The 16,691-nt window shown below is 62.2% G+C and carries 15 protein-coding genes, 1 tRNA gene and 1 pseudogene; 10 read left to right on the top strand and 7 right to left on the bottom strand.

Going from position 1 to position 16,691, the window contains the following annotated elements; all coding sequences use genetic code 11:
* The 3 genes and pseudogenes from PSTU_RS0109790 to PSTU_RS0109780 all read left to right on the top strand — a co-directional run.
* A pseudogene (locus PSTU_RS0109790) lies at positions 1 to 209 on the top strand (response regulator); the annotation flags it as partial.
* A 64-nt stretch (positions 210 to 273) separates the two neighbouring features.
* Entirely contained in the window at positions 274 to 582 is a 309-nt protein-coding gene (locus tag PSTU_RS0109785) for a DUF2388 domain-containing protein (protein ID WP_029404704.1), read from the top strand.
* Between the two features lie 98 nt (positions 583 to 680).
* The gene (locus PSTU_RS0109780) at positions 681 to 1,106 is read left to right on the top strand and encodes an OsmC family protein (protein ID WP_019340855.1); all 426 of its coding nucleotides are present in this window, start codon (positions 681 to 683) and stop codon (positions 1,104 to 1,106) included.
* Between the two features lie 61 nt (positions 1,107 to 1,167).
* Here PSTU_RS0109780 and PSTU_RS0109775 read toward each other — a convergent pair whose 3' ends face one another.
* The gene (locus tag PSTU_RS0109775; RefSeq protein WP_019340854.1) at positions 1,168 to 2,271 is read right to left on the bottom strand and encodes a TRAP transporter substrate-binding protein; all 1,104 of its coding nucleotides are present in this window, start codon (positions 2,269 to 2,271) and stop codon (positions 1,168 to 1,170) included.
* A gap of 195 nt (positions 2,272 to 2,466) precedes the next feature.
* On the opposite strand from PSTU_RS0109775, the gene PSTU_RS0109770 reads away from it, so the two are divergent.
* From PSTU_RS0109770 to PSTU_RS0109740, 7 genes are all read left to right on the top strand, one after another.
* Positions 2,467 to 3,012, top strand: coding sequence for a TRAP transporter small permease subunit (locus PSTU_RS0109770; RefSeq protein WP_019340853.1), 546 nt, complete (start codon positions 2,467 to 2,469; stop codon positions 3,010 to 3,012).
* A complete protein-coding gene (locus tag PSTU_RS0109765) occupies positions 3,005 to 4,381 on the top strand; it encodes a TRAP transporter large permease (protein ID WP_019340852.1) in 1,377 nt (458 codons plus the stop codon). The genes PSTU_RS0109770 and PSTU_RS0109765 overlap by 8 nt, the downstream gene beginning before the upstream one ends.
* A 93-nt stretch (positions 4,382 to 4,474) precedes the next feature.
* The gene (locus PSTU_RS0109760) at positions 4,475 to 5,707 is read left to right on the top strand and encodes a methyltransferase (protein WP_019340851.1); all 1,233 of its coding nucleotides are present in this window, start codon (positions 4,475 to 4,477) and stop codon (positions 5,705 to 5,707) included.
* 75 nt (positions 5,708 to 5,782) lie between these two features.
* Positions 5,783 to 5,858, top strand: a tRNA-Thr gene (locus tag PSTU_RS0109755).
* Positions 5,859 to 6,543: 685 nt separating this feature from the next.
* Complete coding sequence (locus PSTU_RS0109750; protein ID WP_019340850.1) at positions 6,544 to 7,872, top strand: flippase; 1,329 nt, start codon at positions 6,544 to 6,546, stop codon at positions 7,870 to 7,872.
* Positions 7,869 to 8,927, top strand: a complete 1,059-nt coding sequence (locus tag PSTU_RS0109745; protein WP_019340849.1) for a nitroreductase family protein — start codon at positions 7,869 to 7,871, stop codon at positions 8,925 to 8,927. The genes PSTU_RS0109750 and PSTU_RS0109745 overlap by 4 nt, the downstream gene beginning before the upstream one ends.
* An 8-nt stretch (positions 8,928 to 8,935) precedes the next feature.
* Positions 8,936 to 10,120 carry a polysaccharide pyruvyl transferase family protein gene (locus tag PSTU_RS0109740; protein ID WP_019340848.1) on the top strand — a complete coding sequence of 395 codons (1,185 nt, stop codon included), beginning with the start codon at positions 8,936 to 8,938 and terminating at the stop codon, positions 10,118 to 10,120.
* 42 nt (positions 10,121 to 10,162) lie between these two features.
* On the opposite strand, the gene PSTU_RS0109735 is transcribed toward PSTU_RS0109740, so the two are convergent.
* From PSTU_RS0109735 to coxB, 6 genes are read right to left on the bottom strand one after another with little or no spacing between them, the layout of a single operon-like run.
* Positions 10,163 to 10,771, bottom strand: coding sequence for a DedA family protein (locus PSTU_RS0109735; protein WP_019340847.1), 609 nt, complete (start codon positions 10,769 to 10,771; stop codon positions 10,163 to 10,165).
* Between the two features lie 3 nt (positions 10,772 to 10,774).
* Positions 10,775 to 12,070, bottom strand: a complete 1,296-nt coding sequence (locus tag PSTU_RS20640) for a c-type cytochrome (protein ID WP_080571197.1) — start codon at positions 12,068 to 12,070, stop codon at positions 10,775 to 10,777.
* The gene (locus PSTU_RS0109725) at positions 12,051 to 12,656 is read right to left on the bottom strand and encodes a cytochrome c oxidase assembly protein (RefSeq protein WP_036992935.1); all 606 of its coding nucleotides are present in this window, start codon (positions 12,654 to 12,656) and stop codon (positions 12,051 to 12,053) included. The genes PSTU_RS20640 and PSTU_RS0109725 overlap by 20 nt, the downstream gene beginning before the upstream one ends.
* A 20-nt stretch (positions 12,657 to 12,676) precedes the next feature.
* Positions 12,677 to 13,102 (bottom strand): hypothetical protein, encoded by a 426-nt coding sequence (locus PSTU_RS0109720; protein ID WP_019340844.1) that lies wholly within the window; start codon positions 13,100 to 13,102, stop codon positions 12,677 to 12,679.
* Entirely contained in the window at positions 13,099 to 15,627 is a 2,529-nt protein-coding gene (gene ctaD, locus PSTU_RS0109715; RefSeq protein ID WP_019340843.1) for a cytochrome c oxidase subunit I, read from the bottom strand. The genes PSTU_RS0109720 and ctaD overlap by 4 nt, the downstream gene beginning before the upstream one ends.
* Entirely contained in the window at positions 15,624 to 16,643 is a 1,020-nt protein-coding gene (gene coxB, locus PSTU_RS0109710; RefSeq protein ID WP_019340842.1) for a cytochrome c oxidase subunit II, read from the bottom strand. Before coxB ends, ctaD begins: the two co-directional genes overlap by 4 nt.
* Positions 16,644 to 16,691: the final 48 nt, after the last annotated feature.

The raw sequence follows: 16,691 nt of genomic DNA, 5'->3' as shown, positions 1-16,691 counted from the left end.
TCGGCTTGCCCGGCATCAGCGGGCGGCAGCTGGCCGAAATCGCGCGCCAGCATCGACCCGGCCTTCATGTGTTGTTCATCACCGGCTACGCGCCGAATGCTCAGGTACGTGGCGAGTTCCTCGGTCCCGGAATGGACATGCTGGCCAAACCCTTCAGTATCGACATGCTCGGCACCAAGGTTCGTCAACTGATCGAGCGCAGCGGATAGCATCCAAGGAACTCTGCTGAGCGCTGCGCACTCTCTAGTGGAGGATCAAGCAGAGGCATCCATCATGCGCAGAATAATCCTGACAGCCGTTACCCTGAGCTGTATCCCTTTTGGCGCGGCGATGGCGGATGAAGGTTTCGTCCGCCAGATTTTGTCATCGGGCGCCACCACCGCTTCCACTTACATGACGTTCCGCGACGACAAGCTGGTCGCTGCGGCCCGCGAAGACGCCAGCAGCTTTGTGGCCAGCGACGGCGCCATTCGTGGCCCTTATCTGGAAGGGATGCTCGTCAAGCTACGTCGCGAGCAGCCGCAACTGCATGCCAGCGACATGCAACTGGCTAACGCCATTCTCGCAGCCGAACAACACTAGGCAACGCAACACCGGCCAGCCGGCCGGTTGTCGCTCCGCATGCATTCAAGCGGCAATTCGCGTCGTCACCCGTCCACTCGCAGCATTCGGAGAATTCCATGAAGAAAACCGCATCCGCCGTTTGGCAAGGCGATCTCAAAAGCGGCAAAGGCACCATCAGCACCGAAAGTGGCGCGCTTAAGGAAAACCCGTACGGCTTCAACACCCGCTTCGAAGGTGCGCCTGGTACCAACCCCGAAGAGCTGATTGGCGCCGCACATGCCGGTTGTTTTTCCATGGCGCTGTCGATGATGCTGGGTCAGGCGGGCTTGACTGCAGACCGCATCAACACTACCGCGGAAGTCACCCTGGACAAGGACGATAAAGGTTTCGCCATCACCGCAATCGCCCTGACGCTGAAGGCCAAGGTGCCTGGCGCCGACGACCAGCAGTTCCAACAGATTGCCAACCAGGCGAAGGAAGGCTGCCCGGTATCGCGTGTGCTCAATGCGCAGATCAGCCTGAACGCGACGCTGGAGAACTGACCCCACGCAAACAAAAACGCCGCCCCATCGGGCGGCGTTTTCGTGCGTGCGGTTTGCTGGATCAACCGCGGATGTTGTAGATGTCCTTCTCGTTCAGCTCGGCATATTCGTACAAGCGATTGAGATAGGCGCTCTGCTGTTCCCAGACTTTGCTGGCAACCGGATCGGCAGCGGCGGAGGCATCGACCACTTCGGCCGCCACTTCCTTCAGGCGGGCCAGCACTTCGTCAGGCAGGCGGCGCACTTCGACGCCCTGCTCGCGCAGCTGCTCCAGTGCTTCCATGTTCTTCGCGTTGTAGTCGTCGAGCATGTCGCCGTTCACCGCACGGGCAGCGGCACGAACGATGGCCTTGAGGTCGTCCGGCAGGGTATCCCAAGCCTTGAGATTGACGTCCAGCTCGAAGGTAACGTTCGGCTCCTGCCAGCCCGGCGTGTAGTAGTACTTGGAGGCTTTGTGTAGCCCCAGCGCCAGGTCGTTGTACGGGCCGATCCACTCGGTGGCGTCGATCGCACCGGTCTGCAGCGCTGTGAAGATCTCGCCGGCCGGCATGTTCACCACGGTCCCGCCCATCTTGGTCAGTACTTCGCCGCCAAGGCCGGGGGTGCGCATTTTCAGGCCATTGAAATCGTCGACCGAATTGATTTCCTTGTTGAACCAGCCAGCCGTCTGCACGCCGGTTGCGCCGCAGGCCATCGGCAGCACGCCGTAAGGCTTATAGACCTCTTCCCACAACTCCATGCCGCCGCCGTAGTGCAGCCAGGCGTTCATTTCCTGCGCGTTCGGACCGAACGGCAGCGCACAGAAGAACTGCGCGGCCGGAACCTTGCCCTTCCAGTAGTAGGGGGCGCCATGGCCCATTTCGGCTGTGCCGCGAGATACCGCATCGAAGACTTCAAGTGCCGGCACCAATTCGCCTGCAGCGTAGACCTTGACGGTCAACCGGCCATTGCTCATCTCGTTGACGCGCTTGGCGAAGTTCTCGGCGCCAACGCCAACGCCCGGGAAGTTCTTCGGCCAGGAGGTGACCATCTTCCATTGGAATTTCTCAGCGCTTGCGCTGCCTTCGGATTTGGCTGCGGTTTTCTCGGTTTCCTTGTTGCAACCCGCCAGTGCGGCTGCAGCCAGGCCCGCACCGGCGGCGGCCAGAATTTGACGACGTTTCATGAGTCACTCCTTGTTGTTGTAATGCTGAATATCGGAAGCCCCGATATCAGGTGGTTCTAGCTATCATATGGCTATCTCTCGCTCAAGCACCGTGACTACGTACACCCACTACGTACGTAGTACTGCCGGTTGCGACACGCTCGCACAGCCGCCTAGAATCGCCGGCCGCCTGGCCATAACAATAAAGGATCTGCCATGTCGAAACATGCCCCGCCACTGCTCGGTCTCGCCAGAGTAATCGATGCAGTGAACGCCCGCTTCGGACAGGCCTGTGCCTGGCTGACCCTGTTTTTGGTCCTCGGGACCGCCCTGGTAGTAGTGCTGCGCTATGGTTTTGGCATCGGCGCAACCGCACTTCAGGAAGCCGTTCTCTACGCTCACGCATTGGTCTTCATGGGCACCGCGGCCTGGGTCCTGCAACGCAACGGCCATGTTCGCGTCGACATCTTCTACCAGCGTTTCAGCGCCCGCTACCAGGCATTGGTCGAAGTGCTCGGCACGCTGCTGTTTCTGCTTCCGGTCTGCCTGTTCCTCGGCTGGGCCAGCTGGGACTACGTTGCCAACTCCTGGGCGACGCTGGAAGCTTCCAGCGAGACGGGTGGCTTGAAGTTAGTTTTCATACAGAAAAGCATCATTCTGGTTCTGGTTTTTACGCTGGTACTGCAAGGCATTTCTGAAATCATCAAGGCCGCCTACATCGTTGCTGGACGCCTGCCGGAGCCGGAGGTGAAGCATGGCTGAGTTGATGGCAATACTGCTGTTCATCAGCATCTGCGTGGCCTTGATGGCCGGCTATCCGGTTGCCTTTACGCTCGGTGGTGTCTCACTGCTGTTCGCCGGTATCGGCATGCTCACTGGCACGTTCGATGGCGGCTTCCTGAGCGCATTGCCCAATCGCCTGTTCGGCATCATGAACAACCAGACGATGCTGGCGGTGCCGCTGTTCGTGTTCATGGGCGTGATGCTGGAAAAAAGCCGGGTGGCCGAGGATCTGCTCGAATCCATGTCGCGGCTGTTCGGCACCCTGCGCGGCGGCCTGGCGATTTCCGTTTGCGTAGTCGGCGCTTTGCTCGCCGCCAGCACCGGCATTGTCGGCGCCACGGTAGTAACCATGGGTCTGTTGGCGCTGCCGACCATGTTGCGCCGCGGCTATGATCCGGCCATCTCGACCGGCACGCTCGCCGCCACCGGCACCCTGGGCCAGATCATCCCGCCGTCGATCGTGCTGGTCCTGCTGGGCGACGTGATGTCCAGCGCCTATCAGCAGGCGCAGCTGAAGATGGGCATCTTCTCGCCAAAGACCGTCTCGGTCGGCGACCTCTTCGTCGGTGCGCTACTGCCCGGCTTGTTGCTGGTCGGCATGTACATCCTCTACATCATCGCGGTTGCCATCTTCCAACCGAAGAAGTTGCCAGCCCTGCCTCAGGAGGAACTGGGACCCATCGAATGGGGTAAGTTGATCCATGCACTGGTCCCGCCATTGCTGCTTATCAGCGCTGTCCTCGGCTCGATCCTGGCGGGTTATGCCACCCCGACCGAAGCTGCCGCGCTGGGTGCTCTGGGCGCGATGATTCTTGCTTTCTATAAAGGCAAGCTGAACTTCGGCCAGCTGCGCGAAGTGGCCTATGGCACCACTGAAATCAGCGCCATGGTGTTTCTGATCCTCATTGGCGCCTCGCTGTTCTCGCTGGTATTCCGCGGCTTCGGCGGCGAAGTGCTGATCGAGGATGTCTTCGCGCAGCTGCCAGGTGGCGTTCTCGGAGCCTTCTTCGTGGTGATGCTGGTGATCTTCCTGCTCGGCTTCATCCTCGACTTTATCGAGATCACCTTTGTGGTGGTCCCGATTGTCGGGCCGGTGCTGCTGGCCATGGGGCTCGATCCGGTGTGGCTCGGCGTAATGATCGCGCTGAACCTGCAGACCTCGTTCCTTACACCGCCGTTCGGTTTCGCCCTGTTCTACCTGCGCGGGGTGACGCCGAAATCAGTGCCCACCAGCACGATCTACAAAGGCGTGCTGCCGTTCATCGCGATTCAGCTATTGCTGCTGGTGATCGCCTACCAGTTCCCGGGGCTGGTTACCTGGTTACCCGAACAGATTTACGGCAAGTAGTCCTGTTCATACGCCCGCTTCGACGGGCGTCTCGCTTTTCGGCAGCGGCGTTCGGCGCGATCATAGTCACGAAGCCGCCATCGCCGAGCCCCCATGCCCACCGCCCCATTCAGCTACGCACAACTGACCGAACACTTTCGGCAACTCGACGAGTTCCTGCTGCAGCACCAGGCGTTGTGGCGCCCGCGCCCTTTCACCCATTTGCATCTCGCCTGGGAAGCCGAACATCCAGAACTGGCTTGCTGGTTGCGGGGCCGCTCGCTGGACGAGGCCGAAGCGGCGCACAACCAGCCCGCACAGCTCCTTGCGCCCGCCCCGTTTCCACAGCTGGCCGCGCAGACCACTGCACTGAGCCGCATGGATGAGCTGCCCACCTCCCCAACTCCCAGCGCCGAGGCCTGGCAGCCAGCCGACGTACCCGGGCGAAAATGGCGGCAAATTCAGGCATTCGGTGCGGCGTTGAAGTTCCGAGAAGCGCCTCAGCACTGGCTCGACTGGTGTGCGGGCAAAGGCCATCTGGGGCGCCAGCTGGTCAGCCGTGGCGGCGAGCTGACCAGCCTCGAGTGGGATAAGTCCTTGGTTACCGCCAGTGCCCATCTCAGCCAGAAGCTCGGCACCGACGCCAGTCACCTCCAGCAGGACGTGATGGCCGACGACGTGTCCGCACGGCTCGATCCAGCAATGACACCGGTGGCGCTGCATGCCTGTGGCGATCTGCATGTTCGACTGATCGAGCTGAGCATTGCGCAGCGTTGCCACCAGCTGGCGCTAGCGCCCTGCTGCTATAACCGCACCCAAGCCGACCGTTACCAACCCTTATCAGCAATCGCGCGACATTCCGCGCTAGAGCTTTCTCGCGATGACCTCGGCCTACCTCTCAGCGAAACCGTCACTGCCGGTGCGCGCGAGCGCCGCCAGCGCGACCAATCGATGGCCTGGCGCCTCGGTTTCGACCTGCTCCAGCGTGATCTGCGTGGCACGGATGAGTATCTGCCCACACCCTCGCTTCCCAGCAACTGGCTGAAAAAAAGCTTCGCCCACTACTGCCGTGACCTGGCGACCCTCAAGCAACTACCCGAACCGCCGGAGCGAGACTGGAATGTGCTGGAACAACGCGGCTGGCAACGACTTGCCCAAGTACGCAATCTGGAACTGCTGCGAGGCCTGTTCCGACGCCCGCTAGAGCTCTGGCTACTGCTCGACCGCGCACTATTACTGGTGGAAAACGGCTATGCAGTGCGGCTGGGCACCTTCTGCCCAGCGGAACTGACCCCACGCAACCTGATGCTGATTGCCGAGCTTGAACACCCGAATGCAAGCACATGAGAAAACTCACGCAAACAACTGGCAACAAACAGTTTACTCGCCGCGAGCAATGGCTATAATGGCGCCCATCTTTTAGCCGGTATAGCTCAGCTGGTAGAGCAACTGACTTGTAATCAGTAGGTCCCGAGTTCGACTCTTGGTGCCGGCACCATACAAATGCTTTCCCATGACTCCTCATGGTCGGAAAGCGACATCAAACCCCGCTCCGTGCGGGGTTTGTCGTTTCTGAAGGTGTAAACCTTGTTCAGGACGGGACAACACAAACAAAAAAGCCCCGCATCAGACGATGCGGGGCTTTTCTGTTTGGGCTGGGTCCTTTCCCTTCGGCCGCTCCGAGCAGCGATTCCTTGCGTCGATCCTGACGCTTCGCGAGATCCTTCGCGGCAGCCTTGCACCAGCCCCAAGGCGGAGGGCCGGTCGCCGTGCTAGGCGCTCCCTGACACATCGAGATGGGTCAGGGAACGGCCAGCAGCGGCAGCAGGGTTAAGAGCAGGTGTGATGGCAAAAGTTCCACTTTTGAAATGAAAAGGCCATCAGCTTAAGTACAGCCACGCAATACCAGCGTAACCGTCAGTCTGCCCCGCCACCGGTCAGGCTCGTCTAGACGGACCGCCAGCCAACCGTTTCGCCTGCACTTAGCCCGCGAGTTTGCTGCTAGCCGAGGAGCTCTAGCGGCCTTTCGCCAGCGCCTCGCCAGGCTGACCGGCGATACATGTCCAATTGTTTACGTCCGGAACATGCCAGGCAAAGCACGGTCTGCTATGCGTCGCCACTCCAGCGCAGCTGAAGGCAATGCTTGCCACCACGGAGCCAGCCTTGAGGAACCGAGCCACTCGATGAGCGCAATCACCACCGTCTTCCACAAACTCAAACTGTATCTGTTCAATGCTTCATGGATGATGGCGGAGCGGTTGCTGAACATCGGCGTGGGCTTTCTCATGGCGATCGTGCTGGCCCGCTATCTGGGACCGGAACAGTTCGGGATTCTCGCCTACGCCATTTCCATGACCACGATCTTCGCCTCGGCCGGTCACATGGGATTGGCGGGACTGGTGGTGCGCGAGGTGGTAAAGCAGCCGGACAAGGTTCCGGAGACGCTGGGCACCACGTTCATGCTTAAGCTGACCGGCATGACCATTGGTTTCGTCCTGGTGCTCGTTTACGCATCGCTGTTCGAAGAGGTCGGCGGTACCGAGTTCTGGATGTTGCTGATCGTCGCCTCGGCCATCTTCTTCCAGACCTTCGACGTGGTGGAGTACTGGTTCCAGTCCCAGGTGCAGGCCCGCTATCCGGCCATCGCCAAGTCCAGCGCAATCCTGCTTTCCTCGGGTCTGAAGCTGTTGATGGTGTTCAGCGGTGCGGGCGTCATCGCCTTTGCGTTCGCCCATACCGCGCAGTTCATGCTGGCGGCGGTGATTCTCGCGGTGCTCTATAAAGGCACCACGACCGTCTCGCTGATGAGCTGGAAAGCCAGCTTGGCCAAGGCCAAGGAGTTGCTCAGCCAGGGTTGGATTCTGTACCTCGGGTCGATCTTCGCGGTCGTCTACATGAAGATCGATCAGGTGATGCTCAAGTGGATGGTGGGCGCCGAGGAAGTCGGCGTGTACGCCGTTGCGGCACAACTCTCAGAAGCCTGGTACTTCCTGCCGATCGCCATTGTCGCTTCGTTCTTCCCGAAGCTGATCAAGCTGCACGCCGCCGACCCGGCGCTGTTCAACAAGCGCTTCCAGCAGCTTTTCGATGTCCTGTTCATCCTTGCCATTGCCGTCGCGGTGCTGGTGTCGCTCGTCGCCGAACCCGTGATCGCCCTGCTGTTTGGCGACGAATACCAGAACTCCGCCGCGATCCTCACCATCCATATCTGGGCAGGCGTGTTCATCTTCATGCGTGCGGCGTTCAGCCGCTGGATTCTGATCGAGGGCGCGCTGATGTTTTCACTGATCACTCAGGGCCTCGGCGCGCTGGCCAACATCGGCATCAACCTGCTGCTGATTCCACACTACGGCGGTGAAGGCGCCGCCATGGCCACGCTCATTTCTTATGCGGTTGCTTCCTACGCTGCCCTGCTGGTGCACAAGAAGACCCGCCCGGTGTTCTACATGATGACCAAATCGATGTTCAGCCCCGTCCGTTACGCATTCAACGCTGTAGGAGCCGCCCGATGAGCCTGATGTCGCTCGCCAGAGCCTTGCCTGATCCCGTCAAGAACGCGATTAAGGTCACCCGCGACAACACTGGCCTGGCCCTGGTCCGCCTGTTCTCCTCCAGCGGATTCCTGGCCTCGGTTTATTACTGCCTGATCAGCCGCGAGTTCGATCGTGAGCACCGCGCCGTGCTGCTTGGCCGGCTGAATTTCGCCAAACGGATGCGCGGACAGGGCGACAACGACGCCTTTCTGCGGCGCAACGTGCATCGCCTGGAAAAGGGCCTGATCATGCGCCCCCGGCGCAGTACCTTTGCCGAGGATTACATCGGCCCGACGGTCCGCTGCTTCGCCGATGCGACCCAGGCGGGCGTCGTCAACGGCCAACAGCGCTGGGCCAACGATGTGCTCACCGACTACTTCTCAGCGGTCGGTAGCACGCCACGCATCGATTCGGCCAAGCAAGCCTTCACCAGCACCCAGACGCCTGAAGAGACCAACCGCTGCGTGCCCTACCCGCACAGCGATCTGCCGAACTGCCCGGTCAGCTATGACGAGCTGATGGTGCTGTTCCGTCGCCGCCGCTCGGTGCGCTGGTATCAGGACAAGCCGGTGAGCAACGAGTTGATCGAACAGGCCGTGCGGGCCGCCGCGCTGGCGCCATCGGCCTGCAACCGCCAACCGTTCCGTTTCTATGTCAGCAACGGCAATGAAAAAGCCGCCGCGGTCGCCAAGTGCGCCGGCGGCACCGCCGGTTTCCACGACAACCTGCCCTGCGTGATTGCCGTGGTCGGTGACCTCGGCTGCTACCCGGAAGCACGCGACCGCCACGTGGTTTATATCGACGGCTCGCTGGCAGCGATGCAGTTGATGCTGGCCTTGGAAAGCCTGGGGTTGTCGAGCTGCTCGATCAACTGGCCAGACGTTGAAGAAAGAGAACGCCAACTGGCGAAAATACTGGGCCTAACGTATCAGGAGCGCACTGTGATGCTCCTGGCGGTGGGCTATGCCGATCCAACGGGAGGGATTCCTTATTCGGACAAGAAGACCGAGAAAGACTTGATCGTATACAACTGAGGTAAGCGATGATTATCGAGATCAGAAAGGCAGGCTTCGTCAATAAAGGCGCTGAGCTGATGTTGCACGCGGCGCTGCAGAAGCTGAGGACCCGGTATCCCGACGCTACCTTCGTCATGGCGCCGACCCCGAAAAAAGCCGAACAACCGTTCCGTAAGCTGGTGCAGCTGGGCTTCTACCCCAAGGCCTGGCTGTGGCGCTACGGCATACAGTGGGGCACCCTTGCCAACTTCACCCCGCGGCCGCTGCGCGAGATGTACGGCGTGGTGCTGGATAGGGAAGTCGACGTGGTCATTGATGCAGCGGGCTTCGCCTACAGCGATCAATGGGGCGAGGATCCCTGCGCGGAACTGGCGCAATCGACCCGGCGCTGGAAGAAGAACGGCACCCGCGTGATCCTGCTGCCACAGGCGCTAGGGCCATTCAAGTCCGAGAAAAACCGTGCGGCGATGAAGACGGTGGTCGAAAACGTCGACCTGATATTCCCGCGCGAGCGCGTGTCCTACGAACACCTGACTGAACTGGTGGGTGAGCAGGCCAAGATAAAGCAATCGCCGGACTTCACCAACCTCATGACCGGCGTGCTGCCCCAAGGCTTCGATACCGAGCAGAATCGTTTCTGCATCGTGCCTAACTGCCGGATGCTCGATAAGACCGACCAGAAGACGCGCGAGGCCTACCTGCCCTTTCTCATCAGTTGCACGCGCTACCTGCTGGAAAAAGGCGCCAAACCGTTCGTGCTCGTGCATGAGGGCAAGGACGATCAACGCCTGGCTGACGAAGTATCGGCGGCCGTCGGCGGCATTCCGATCGTCAAGGAAAGTGGCGCGCTGGAAATCAAAGGCATCCTGGGTGCCTGCAGCGGCACCTTGGGCAGCCGCTTTCATGGCCTGGTCAGCGCGCTGTCACAGGGCGTTCCGGCGCTGGCCACCGGCTGGAGCCACAAGTATCAGATGCTCTTCGAAGACTATGGCTTCCCCGAAGGGCTGGTTCAGGTCACCACCGACGAGGCGGAAATCAAGCGCAAGATCGACCTGATCACAGACGATGCGGCGCGAATCCAGGCCTTGATCCAGGCCCGTACCGAACAACTCAAGCAACAATCAGAGCAGATGTGGCAGCAGGTGTTCGCCGTGATCGATCAGTGCGAGCGTGCTCACCAGCCGCAACACCACAGAGCTGGCGCGGCCTGACCTGGCCGACCGCCGTGGCGTCGCGCGAGCTGGCGTCACTGCCTAGTGCTCTTTCCTGCCGAAGCGCTGACGGATCAGCCGGTACAGGTAGTAGAGCACCATCAACACGACCACGCCGGTGGAGATCGGGTTCATGTACTCGGAGACCTTCTCGTACTGCGATTCGAGCAGGTAGCCGGCCAGCGCCAGCAGCGCGGTCCAGATCAGCGACCCCAGCGTCGAATAGATCAGGAATTTGGTCATCGACATCCCGGCAATACCGGCCGGCACCGAGATCAGGGTACGTACCGCCGGGATCAGACGACCGAAGAACACCGCGCCCTTGCCGTGCCGGTCGAACCACTCGCTGGCCTTGTCGACATCCTCCGGCGACAACGTGAGCCAATGCCCCCAACGTTCGGCAAAGCGCTTCATGCGCGCCTGGCCGAGCTTGGCGCCGGCGTAGTACCAGGGCAGCGCGCCGACGACCGAACCTGCCGTGCCGACCAGGATCACCGCAATGAAATTGAGATCACCGCGCGCTGCGACGAAGCCGGCGAGCGGCATGATCAGCTCCGACGGGATCGGCGGGAAGATGTTCTCCAGCAACATCAACAAGAACACGCCGATGTAGCCGAATGCCGAGACGATTTCCACGATCTTGTCGAACATCGATTACCTCTGCTGTTGGGGTGAAGAAATCTTCGCCGCAGGGCCCGCGCGGGTTGGCGCTGGCTTATCGAGCGGCGGCGAGGGCTTGGTACTGACCGCCGGCACTGGCGTAGCCGGCAGCGACGCGTAGTAATCGGCCAGGGCCTGCATCTGCTCCGGCGTAAGCCGCTGCGCGGCGCTGTGCATGATATGGGCATATTCACTGCCGCCACGTTTACCCGCCGTGAACAATTCCAGTTGCAACTTCAGGTAGCGGGCGTACTGACCGGCAATGTTCGGGTACATCGGATTACGCGGCCCGTTCTTCGGACCATGGCAATGCAGGCAAGACGGGACGCCGCGCTCAGGCACGCCGCGCTCGGCCAGCGACAGGCCCTGGGCGAGAATGTCCGGCGTTGGCTTCGGTGCATTCGTGCGGCTGACCGGCGGCAACTCGGCGTAATGCTGCGCCAGCGCTTCGAGCACTTCCGGCTCCAGGCCCGCGGCGATCGGCTGCATGACGCCGCTATGCCGCGCCCCGCGGGCGTAGGCCTGCAACGCACCGTGCAAATAAGGCTCGCTCTGCCCGGCCAACCGCGGGAAAGCGCCTTCGCCGCGGCCGCCGCCGTCCTTGGCATGACAGCGGTTGCAGTTGGCCAACACCGGACCGAGCGGGTCTTGCAGCGGTTGCAAATGATCGGGCGTGACCGACTTGGCCGTCTCATCGCTGCGCCCGCCCAGCGCGAGTTCTTTGTAGCGCTCGGGCGACATGCCTGGCATCGCCTGCAGGAAGGCCACCACGGCCCAGACCTCATCGTCTCTTTTCGGTGCGGGCCAGGCCGGCATGGCGGTGAATTTCACGCCATTCTTCACGATCCAGAACAGCTCCTGCGGCGCCCAGTGTTCGATCCGCGGCGGCAGGTATGGCGGCTCGGGAGTCATCTGCTGAACGATCAGTGAGCGCTCCTCCCCCGGCGCGCCATGGCAGGCCAGGCAGCCGGTGTGATAATGCCCGGCGCCCTTGAGCAGCAGCGCCGGATCGTCCAGCGGCGGAACCTCTATGCCTATCGACTGCGTGCTCACCGCACGGCGCATGGCGTAGTGCAGCAGCCATCCAGTCGGCTTCCAATGACCCGAGCTGGCACTGATCGAGACCAACCCCAGCGAAACCAGCACGAACGCGCCGGCCCCCGCGAGCGCCGCCATCAACGCGACAGCCGCTACAACCCGTTTCCAGGAGCCTCCGATCAGCCAGCACAGCCAGCGCCGCAAGGGCGCCGACCATCGCCAGACCCTGCGTTTAGCTGACTGAAAAAGCATTGCGCTTGTCCTGTAAGAGTCCGAACAGCAGATACAGCCCGCCGATGAGATAGGCGCTGCCGCCAAAGGCCAGCATGATCACGCCGCCCATTTGCTGATCCTCCAGCGGGCTCATCCCCGATAGTATCGAGCCTGTGTGCTCGAACAGCGGTCGGCTGGACATGGCCAGCAGGACGCCGAGCAGCGTCATGTGCATCGACGTCAGCAGCAGGCCGGCGATACCCGCAAGCGCGCGCCGATGCCGCACGCCGCCAAATGCCGCAAGCCAGACCAGCAGGCCGACAAACAGGTAGCTGCCCTGCTCCAGCAGTTCCGCCGACTGCGAGGTGCGCGCCGCATGGTGCAGCGCCGGCATGTGCCAGGCCCAGACCACGAACAGTTCGATCACCGAGGCCAGGATCGGCGAGAACAGCAACGGAATGCGGTTGGAAAAATCAAACCGGCCACCCGCCAACCCGATTGCCAGTAGCGGCGCCGCCACCGCCACCACCATCACGTGCATCAGCATATGGCCGACGAACAGGCGGTCCGCCATGCCCGGCAGAGGCCCGAGCCAGACCGCGCCCAGCGTGGCCAGGCCGAGCATCAGCGAAAGCGGACGCCAGATCACGTGCAGCTCCTGATGAACACCACGCTCAAGGCGCCGAAAATCGTCGCGACAAAGCTCAGCCCGCTAAGCAGCAGCGTGGCGAAACCAAGAAAGCGATGGCGGTCGCCCGGTGTGTCGAAGTCGTGCGGCGCCGTTGCATGACCAAAGGAGTGGTGGCGCCAGCCTTTCCAGCCGGTCAATCCAATGCCGACCAGGGCGATCAGCGTCAGCACGCCGATGGCGAGTCGAATGTCGCCCAGCTCGCCGCTGCGGCCCGCCACCTTCGCGCACCACACGGACACGGCCAGGTAGGACAGCAGAAAATGCGCCGCCCAGATCGTCGGGCTGACGGTGATCAACCACAGCGTGTCGCGCTCCTGCGGCGGAGCTTCCGGCGGTTGCGGCTCGATTGGCCGTTGTCGTTCGCTCAGATTGTCACTCATAGCACCTCCGGAAAGCCGGCGATGACAGCCACGGTTACGCCAATGGTGATGAGCATGAAATGCCAGAACAGCGCGACGTTGTGGATATCGATGTCATGCACCGCCGTCATCCGGCCGGCAGCGCGGCGCGCCAGGCAGTAGAGCTGCATGATCAGGCCGATGGACAGGTGGATCAGGCACCAGAGCACCAGCACCCAGACCGTGGCGGGGTAGACGTTAGTGGTCGGGTCCAGGCCACTGAAATGCGGCCCGGCCCACATCGAATAGGCCCCCGCGATGGTGCAGATCGCCGCCAGTCCCAGCGAGCCGTAGAAGCCTGCAGCCTGATCACGGACGTTGCAGCGCCGCGCCAGCAGCGTCAGCGCCCAGGACACGGCAATCAGCCCCAGCGCCAACACAGGCCAGAACACGCCGGGGCCAGCCGCATCGGCGGGTGGAAAATCCTCGTGCACGGTCCAGAAGAAGAAGTAGCCGAACACCAGGCTGCCGAAGGCACTCATGTCGCCGATCATGGTGATGAACATGGCCCACCAGCCCACCGACTTGGCGCCCGAGGCATAAAGCGGCACCGTCACGTCCAGGCCGATGTCCTTTTTCGGCTTCTCCGGGATAACCGCCGTGCCGGTCCATAGCCAGATCAAAATGGTGATCAGCGCGAGGCCACCGCTGACCAACGCCGCGACGTACCAGCTGTAGGTGGCAAAGATAAACAGGCCGCCGGTGAAGATCGCTGCCCACATGCTCAGAAAGGTCGGGCCCGGCACCCGCAGGCACTGGATCGGCTCGGCATCGATGATGCTGCTGATCAGGGTCTCGCGTTTGCCTTCCTCGGCGTCGGGCAGGTAGAAGCGCCCGGCATCGACGTCGCGCATCAGGTTGGGCTGATCCCACAGCGGGTAGCGGCTCTTGATGATCGGGATCGAGCGCGCGCCCCAGGCCCTGCCGGGCATTTCCGCGAGCCATTCGAGCGTCCCGGCATTCCACGGGTTGCGCGTGCTGTAGGGCTGTTTGCCCTTGGGTCGCAAGACGTCCCAGACCAGCACCGCGACGCCGGCGGCGAGGATGAAGGCGCCCACCGTGGACACCATATTGAGCATGTCGAAGCCCATGTCCGGCCCGTAGGTATAAACACGTCGCGGCATGCCCAGCAAACCGGTGAAATGCATGGGCAGAAACGCGATGTTGAAGCCAATGAACATCAGCCAGAAGGCGATGCGCCCGAGGCGGTCGGACAGCGTCTTGCTCATCGCCAACGGGAAGAAGTAGTAGAGCCCAGCGATGACCGGGAACAGCATGCCGCCGATCAGCACGTAATGCAGGTGAGCGACGATGAAGTAGGTGTCATGGGCCTGGAAGTCGAACGGCGCCAGCGCCACCATCACCCCGGTCAGCCCGCCAAGGACGAAGATCGCCAGCGCGCCGGCGACAAACAGCATCGGCACCGATTTGACGAAGCGCCCCGCCAGCGCCGTGGCCAGGAAGCAGAAGATCTGCACGCCGGTGGGAATCGCCACGGCCTCGGAGGCCGCCGAGAAGAACGCCAGCGAGACGCCCGGCATCCCGGTGGTGAACATGTGATGGACCCACAAGCCAAAACTGATGAAGCCGGTGCCCACCGCAGCCAGCACGATAAAGCTGTAGCCAACGATGGGCCGCCCGGCGGCGGTGGGCACGATGGTCGCCACCAGCGCCACGGCGGGCAAAAAGATGATGTACACCTCAGGGTGGCCGAAGATCCAGAACAGGTGTTGCCACAAGAGTGGATCACCGCCACGGCTGGCATCGAAGAACGGCCAGTCGAAGGCGCGCTCCAGCTCGAACAACAGATCGCCGGCGATCAGCGGCGGGAAGGCGAACAGGATCATTCCCGCCACCACCAGGATGTACCAGGAATACAGCGGAATCAGGTTGATGCGCATGCCCGGCGGCCGGGTCTTCAGCACGCCGACAATCAACTCCACTGCCGCTGCAATCGAAGAGACTTCGATGAATGAAAGCCCGAGCAGCCAGACGTCCGCGCCGAGCCCGTCCTGATAGGTAGTCGTGAGCGGCGGGTACATGAACCAGCCGCCCTGCGGCGCCACGCCGAAAAAGATCGAACCGCAGACGAACACGCCGCCAATGATGAAACACCAGAAGCCGTAGGCGGACAGTCGCGGGAAGGGCAGGTCCCGCGCACCGAGCATTTGCGGCAGGATCAGAATCGAAAAGGCTTCGAAGATCGGCACGCCGAACAGGAACATCATCACCGAGCCGTGCAGGGTGAACACCTGGTTGTAGGTTTCGGCGGACAGCAGATCGTTGTTCGGCACCGCCAGCTGGGCGCGGATCAGCATCGCCAGCACGCCGGCAAACAGGAAGAACAGGAACGACACGCCGGTGTACCAGAGGCCCACCTCGGTGTTGTTCACCGCCGACCAGTAGCGCCAGCCGGTGGGTGTCTTCCAGGCCGCCGCCAGGCGTTCGGCCTGCGCCTTGGCGCGGGCTTCTTCCTCTGGGTCGCGGTACTCGATCGGCTCGCTCATTCGAGGCCCTTCAGGTAGTGCGCCATGGCGTTCAGCTGCGCCTCGGGCAGCATGCCGAAGGCGGGCATCCTCACGTCGGGTTTGATCGCGCTGCTGTGGCCGATCCAGCGTCGGAAGGCTTCGACATCGGCTGGCAGGGTGCCGGCTGCCAGGGTCAGACGACTGCCGACGTGCGTCAGGTCCGGCCCGACCGTGCCGTCTGCTTCGGTGCCGCGCACCTGGTGACAGCTGCCGCAGCCGTTGGCGAGAAACGCCTGCTGGCCGGCCTGCTGCAATTCGCTAGCAGGTGGCTGGGCAGGCTCGGCCTGTTCGGCAAGCCACAGATCGAACGCCTCACGGGTCATCACCACCACGGCGAAATTCATCAGCGCATGGGAAGTCCCGCAATATTCGGCGCAAGCGCCGCGAAAGGTGCCGGTCTCGGTCGGCTCCAGCACCAGCTCAGTGGTGCGCCCGGGGATCATGTCGACCTTGCCGCCCAGCGACGGAATCCAGAACGAGTGGATCACGTCCGGGCTGGTCAGGCTGAAGGCCACTCGCTCCCCAACTGGCAGTCGTATTTCGTTCGCCAGCTCGACCGCCTCACCCGCCTCGGTCCGGTAGCGCACCCGCCACCACCACTGCTCGCCCGACACATCGACACGCAGGGCGACGTTTTCGCTCGAGCGCAATTGCGGCATCAGCATCAGTCCATAAATCAGCAGGCCGGTCAGGACCACGACCGGAAAAATGATCCCCCCACCGATGATCAACCACCGCGCACCGCGAATACCGTGAGCTTCCGGGTGCGCCTGGGTGGCATACAGGGCGATCCCCATCACCACCAGCCAGATGACCAACGCACCGCCCGCCATCCACCAGAACAGCGTGGCGATGCTCTGCGCACCGACCCCGGCCGGGTTCAGTGCTGACTGCTGGCCGTCGCAGCCCGCCAGGGTTGCCAGCGCCAGCAACAGGCAGACGCCGCGCAGCCTGAGGCGCGTTCCGGTGAGGTCATTTGTCAGGGTGGGCCGCATAGTCCGCCTCGCTGAGGATCACATTTGTGACCATCCGCAGGCGAAAAA

The organism is Stutzerimonas stutzeri SDM-LAC (assembly GCF_000235745.1).
GTDB classification, from domain to species: domain Bacteria; phylum Pseudomonadota; class Gammaproteobacteria; order Pseudomonadales; family Pseudomonadaceae; genus Stutzerimonas; species Stutzerimonas stutzeri_H.
This window is presented reverse-complemented; position numbering and strand designations above follow the sequence as displayed.

Coding starts and splice junctions, on each gene's coding strand:
- PSTU_RS0109785 (WP_029404704.1), top strand. CDS start 274: ATGCGCAGAATAATCCTGACAGCCGTTACCCTGAGCTGTATCCCTTTT.
- PSTU_RS0109745 (WP_019340849.1), top strand. CDS start 7,869: ATGAGCCTGATGTCGCTCGCCAGAGCCTTGCCTGATCCCGTCAAGAAC.
- PSTU_RS0109750 (WP_019340850.1), top strand. CDS start 6,544: ATGAGCGCAATCACCACCGTCTTCCACAAACTCAAACTGTATCTGTTC.
- PSTU_RS0109780 (WP_019340855.1), top strand. CDS start 681: ATGAAGAAAACCGCATCCGCCGTTTGGCAAGGCGATCTCAAAAGCGGC.
- PSTU_RS20640 (WP_080571197.1), bottom strand. CDS start 12,070: ATGCTTTTTCAGTCAGCTAAACGCAGGGTCTGGCGATGGTCGGCGCCC.
- PSTU_RS0109740 (WP_019340848.1), top strand. CDS start 8,936: ATGATTATCGAGATCAGAAAGGCAGGCTTCGTCAATAAAGGCGCTGAG.
- coxB (WP_019340842.1), bottom strand. CDS start 16,643: ATGCGGCCCACCCTGACAAATGACCTCACCGGAACGCGCCTCAGGCTG.
- ctaD (WP_019340843.1), bottom strand. CDS start 15,627: ATGAGCGAGCCGATCGAGTACCGCGACCCAGAGGAAGAAGCCCGCGCC.
- PSTU_RS0109760 (WP_019340851.1), top strand. CDS start 4,475: ATGCCCACCGCCCCATTCAGCTACGCACAACTGACCGAACACTTTCGG.
- PSTU_RS0109735 (WP_019340847.1), bottom strand. CDS start 10,771: ATGTTCGACAAGATCGTGGAAATCGTCTCGGCATTCGGCTACATCGGC.
- PSTU_RS0109770 (WP_019340853.1), top strand. CDS start 2,467: ATGTCGAAACATGCCCCGCCACTGCTCGGTCTCGCCAGAGTAATCGAT.
- PSTU_RS0109765 (WP_019340852.1), top strand. CDS start 3,005: ATGGCTGAGTTGATGGCAATACTGCTGTTCATCAGCATCTGCGTGGCC.
- PSTU_RS0109725 (WP_036992935.1), bottom strand. CDS start 12,656: ATGCTCGGCCTGGCCACGCTGGGCGCGGTCTGGCTCGGGCCTCTGCCG.
- PSTU_RS0109720 (WP_019340844.1), bottom strand. CDS start 13,102: ATGAGTGACAATCTGAGCGAACGACAACGGCCAATCGAGCCGCAACCG.
- PSTU_RS0109775 (WP_019340854.1), bottom strand. CDS start 2,271: ATGAAACGTCGTCAAATTCTGGCCGCCGCCGGTGCGGGCCTGGCTGCA.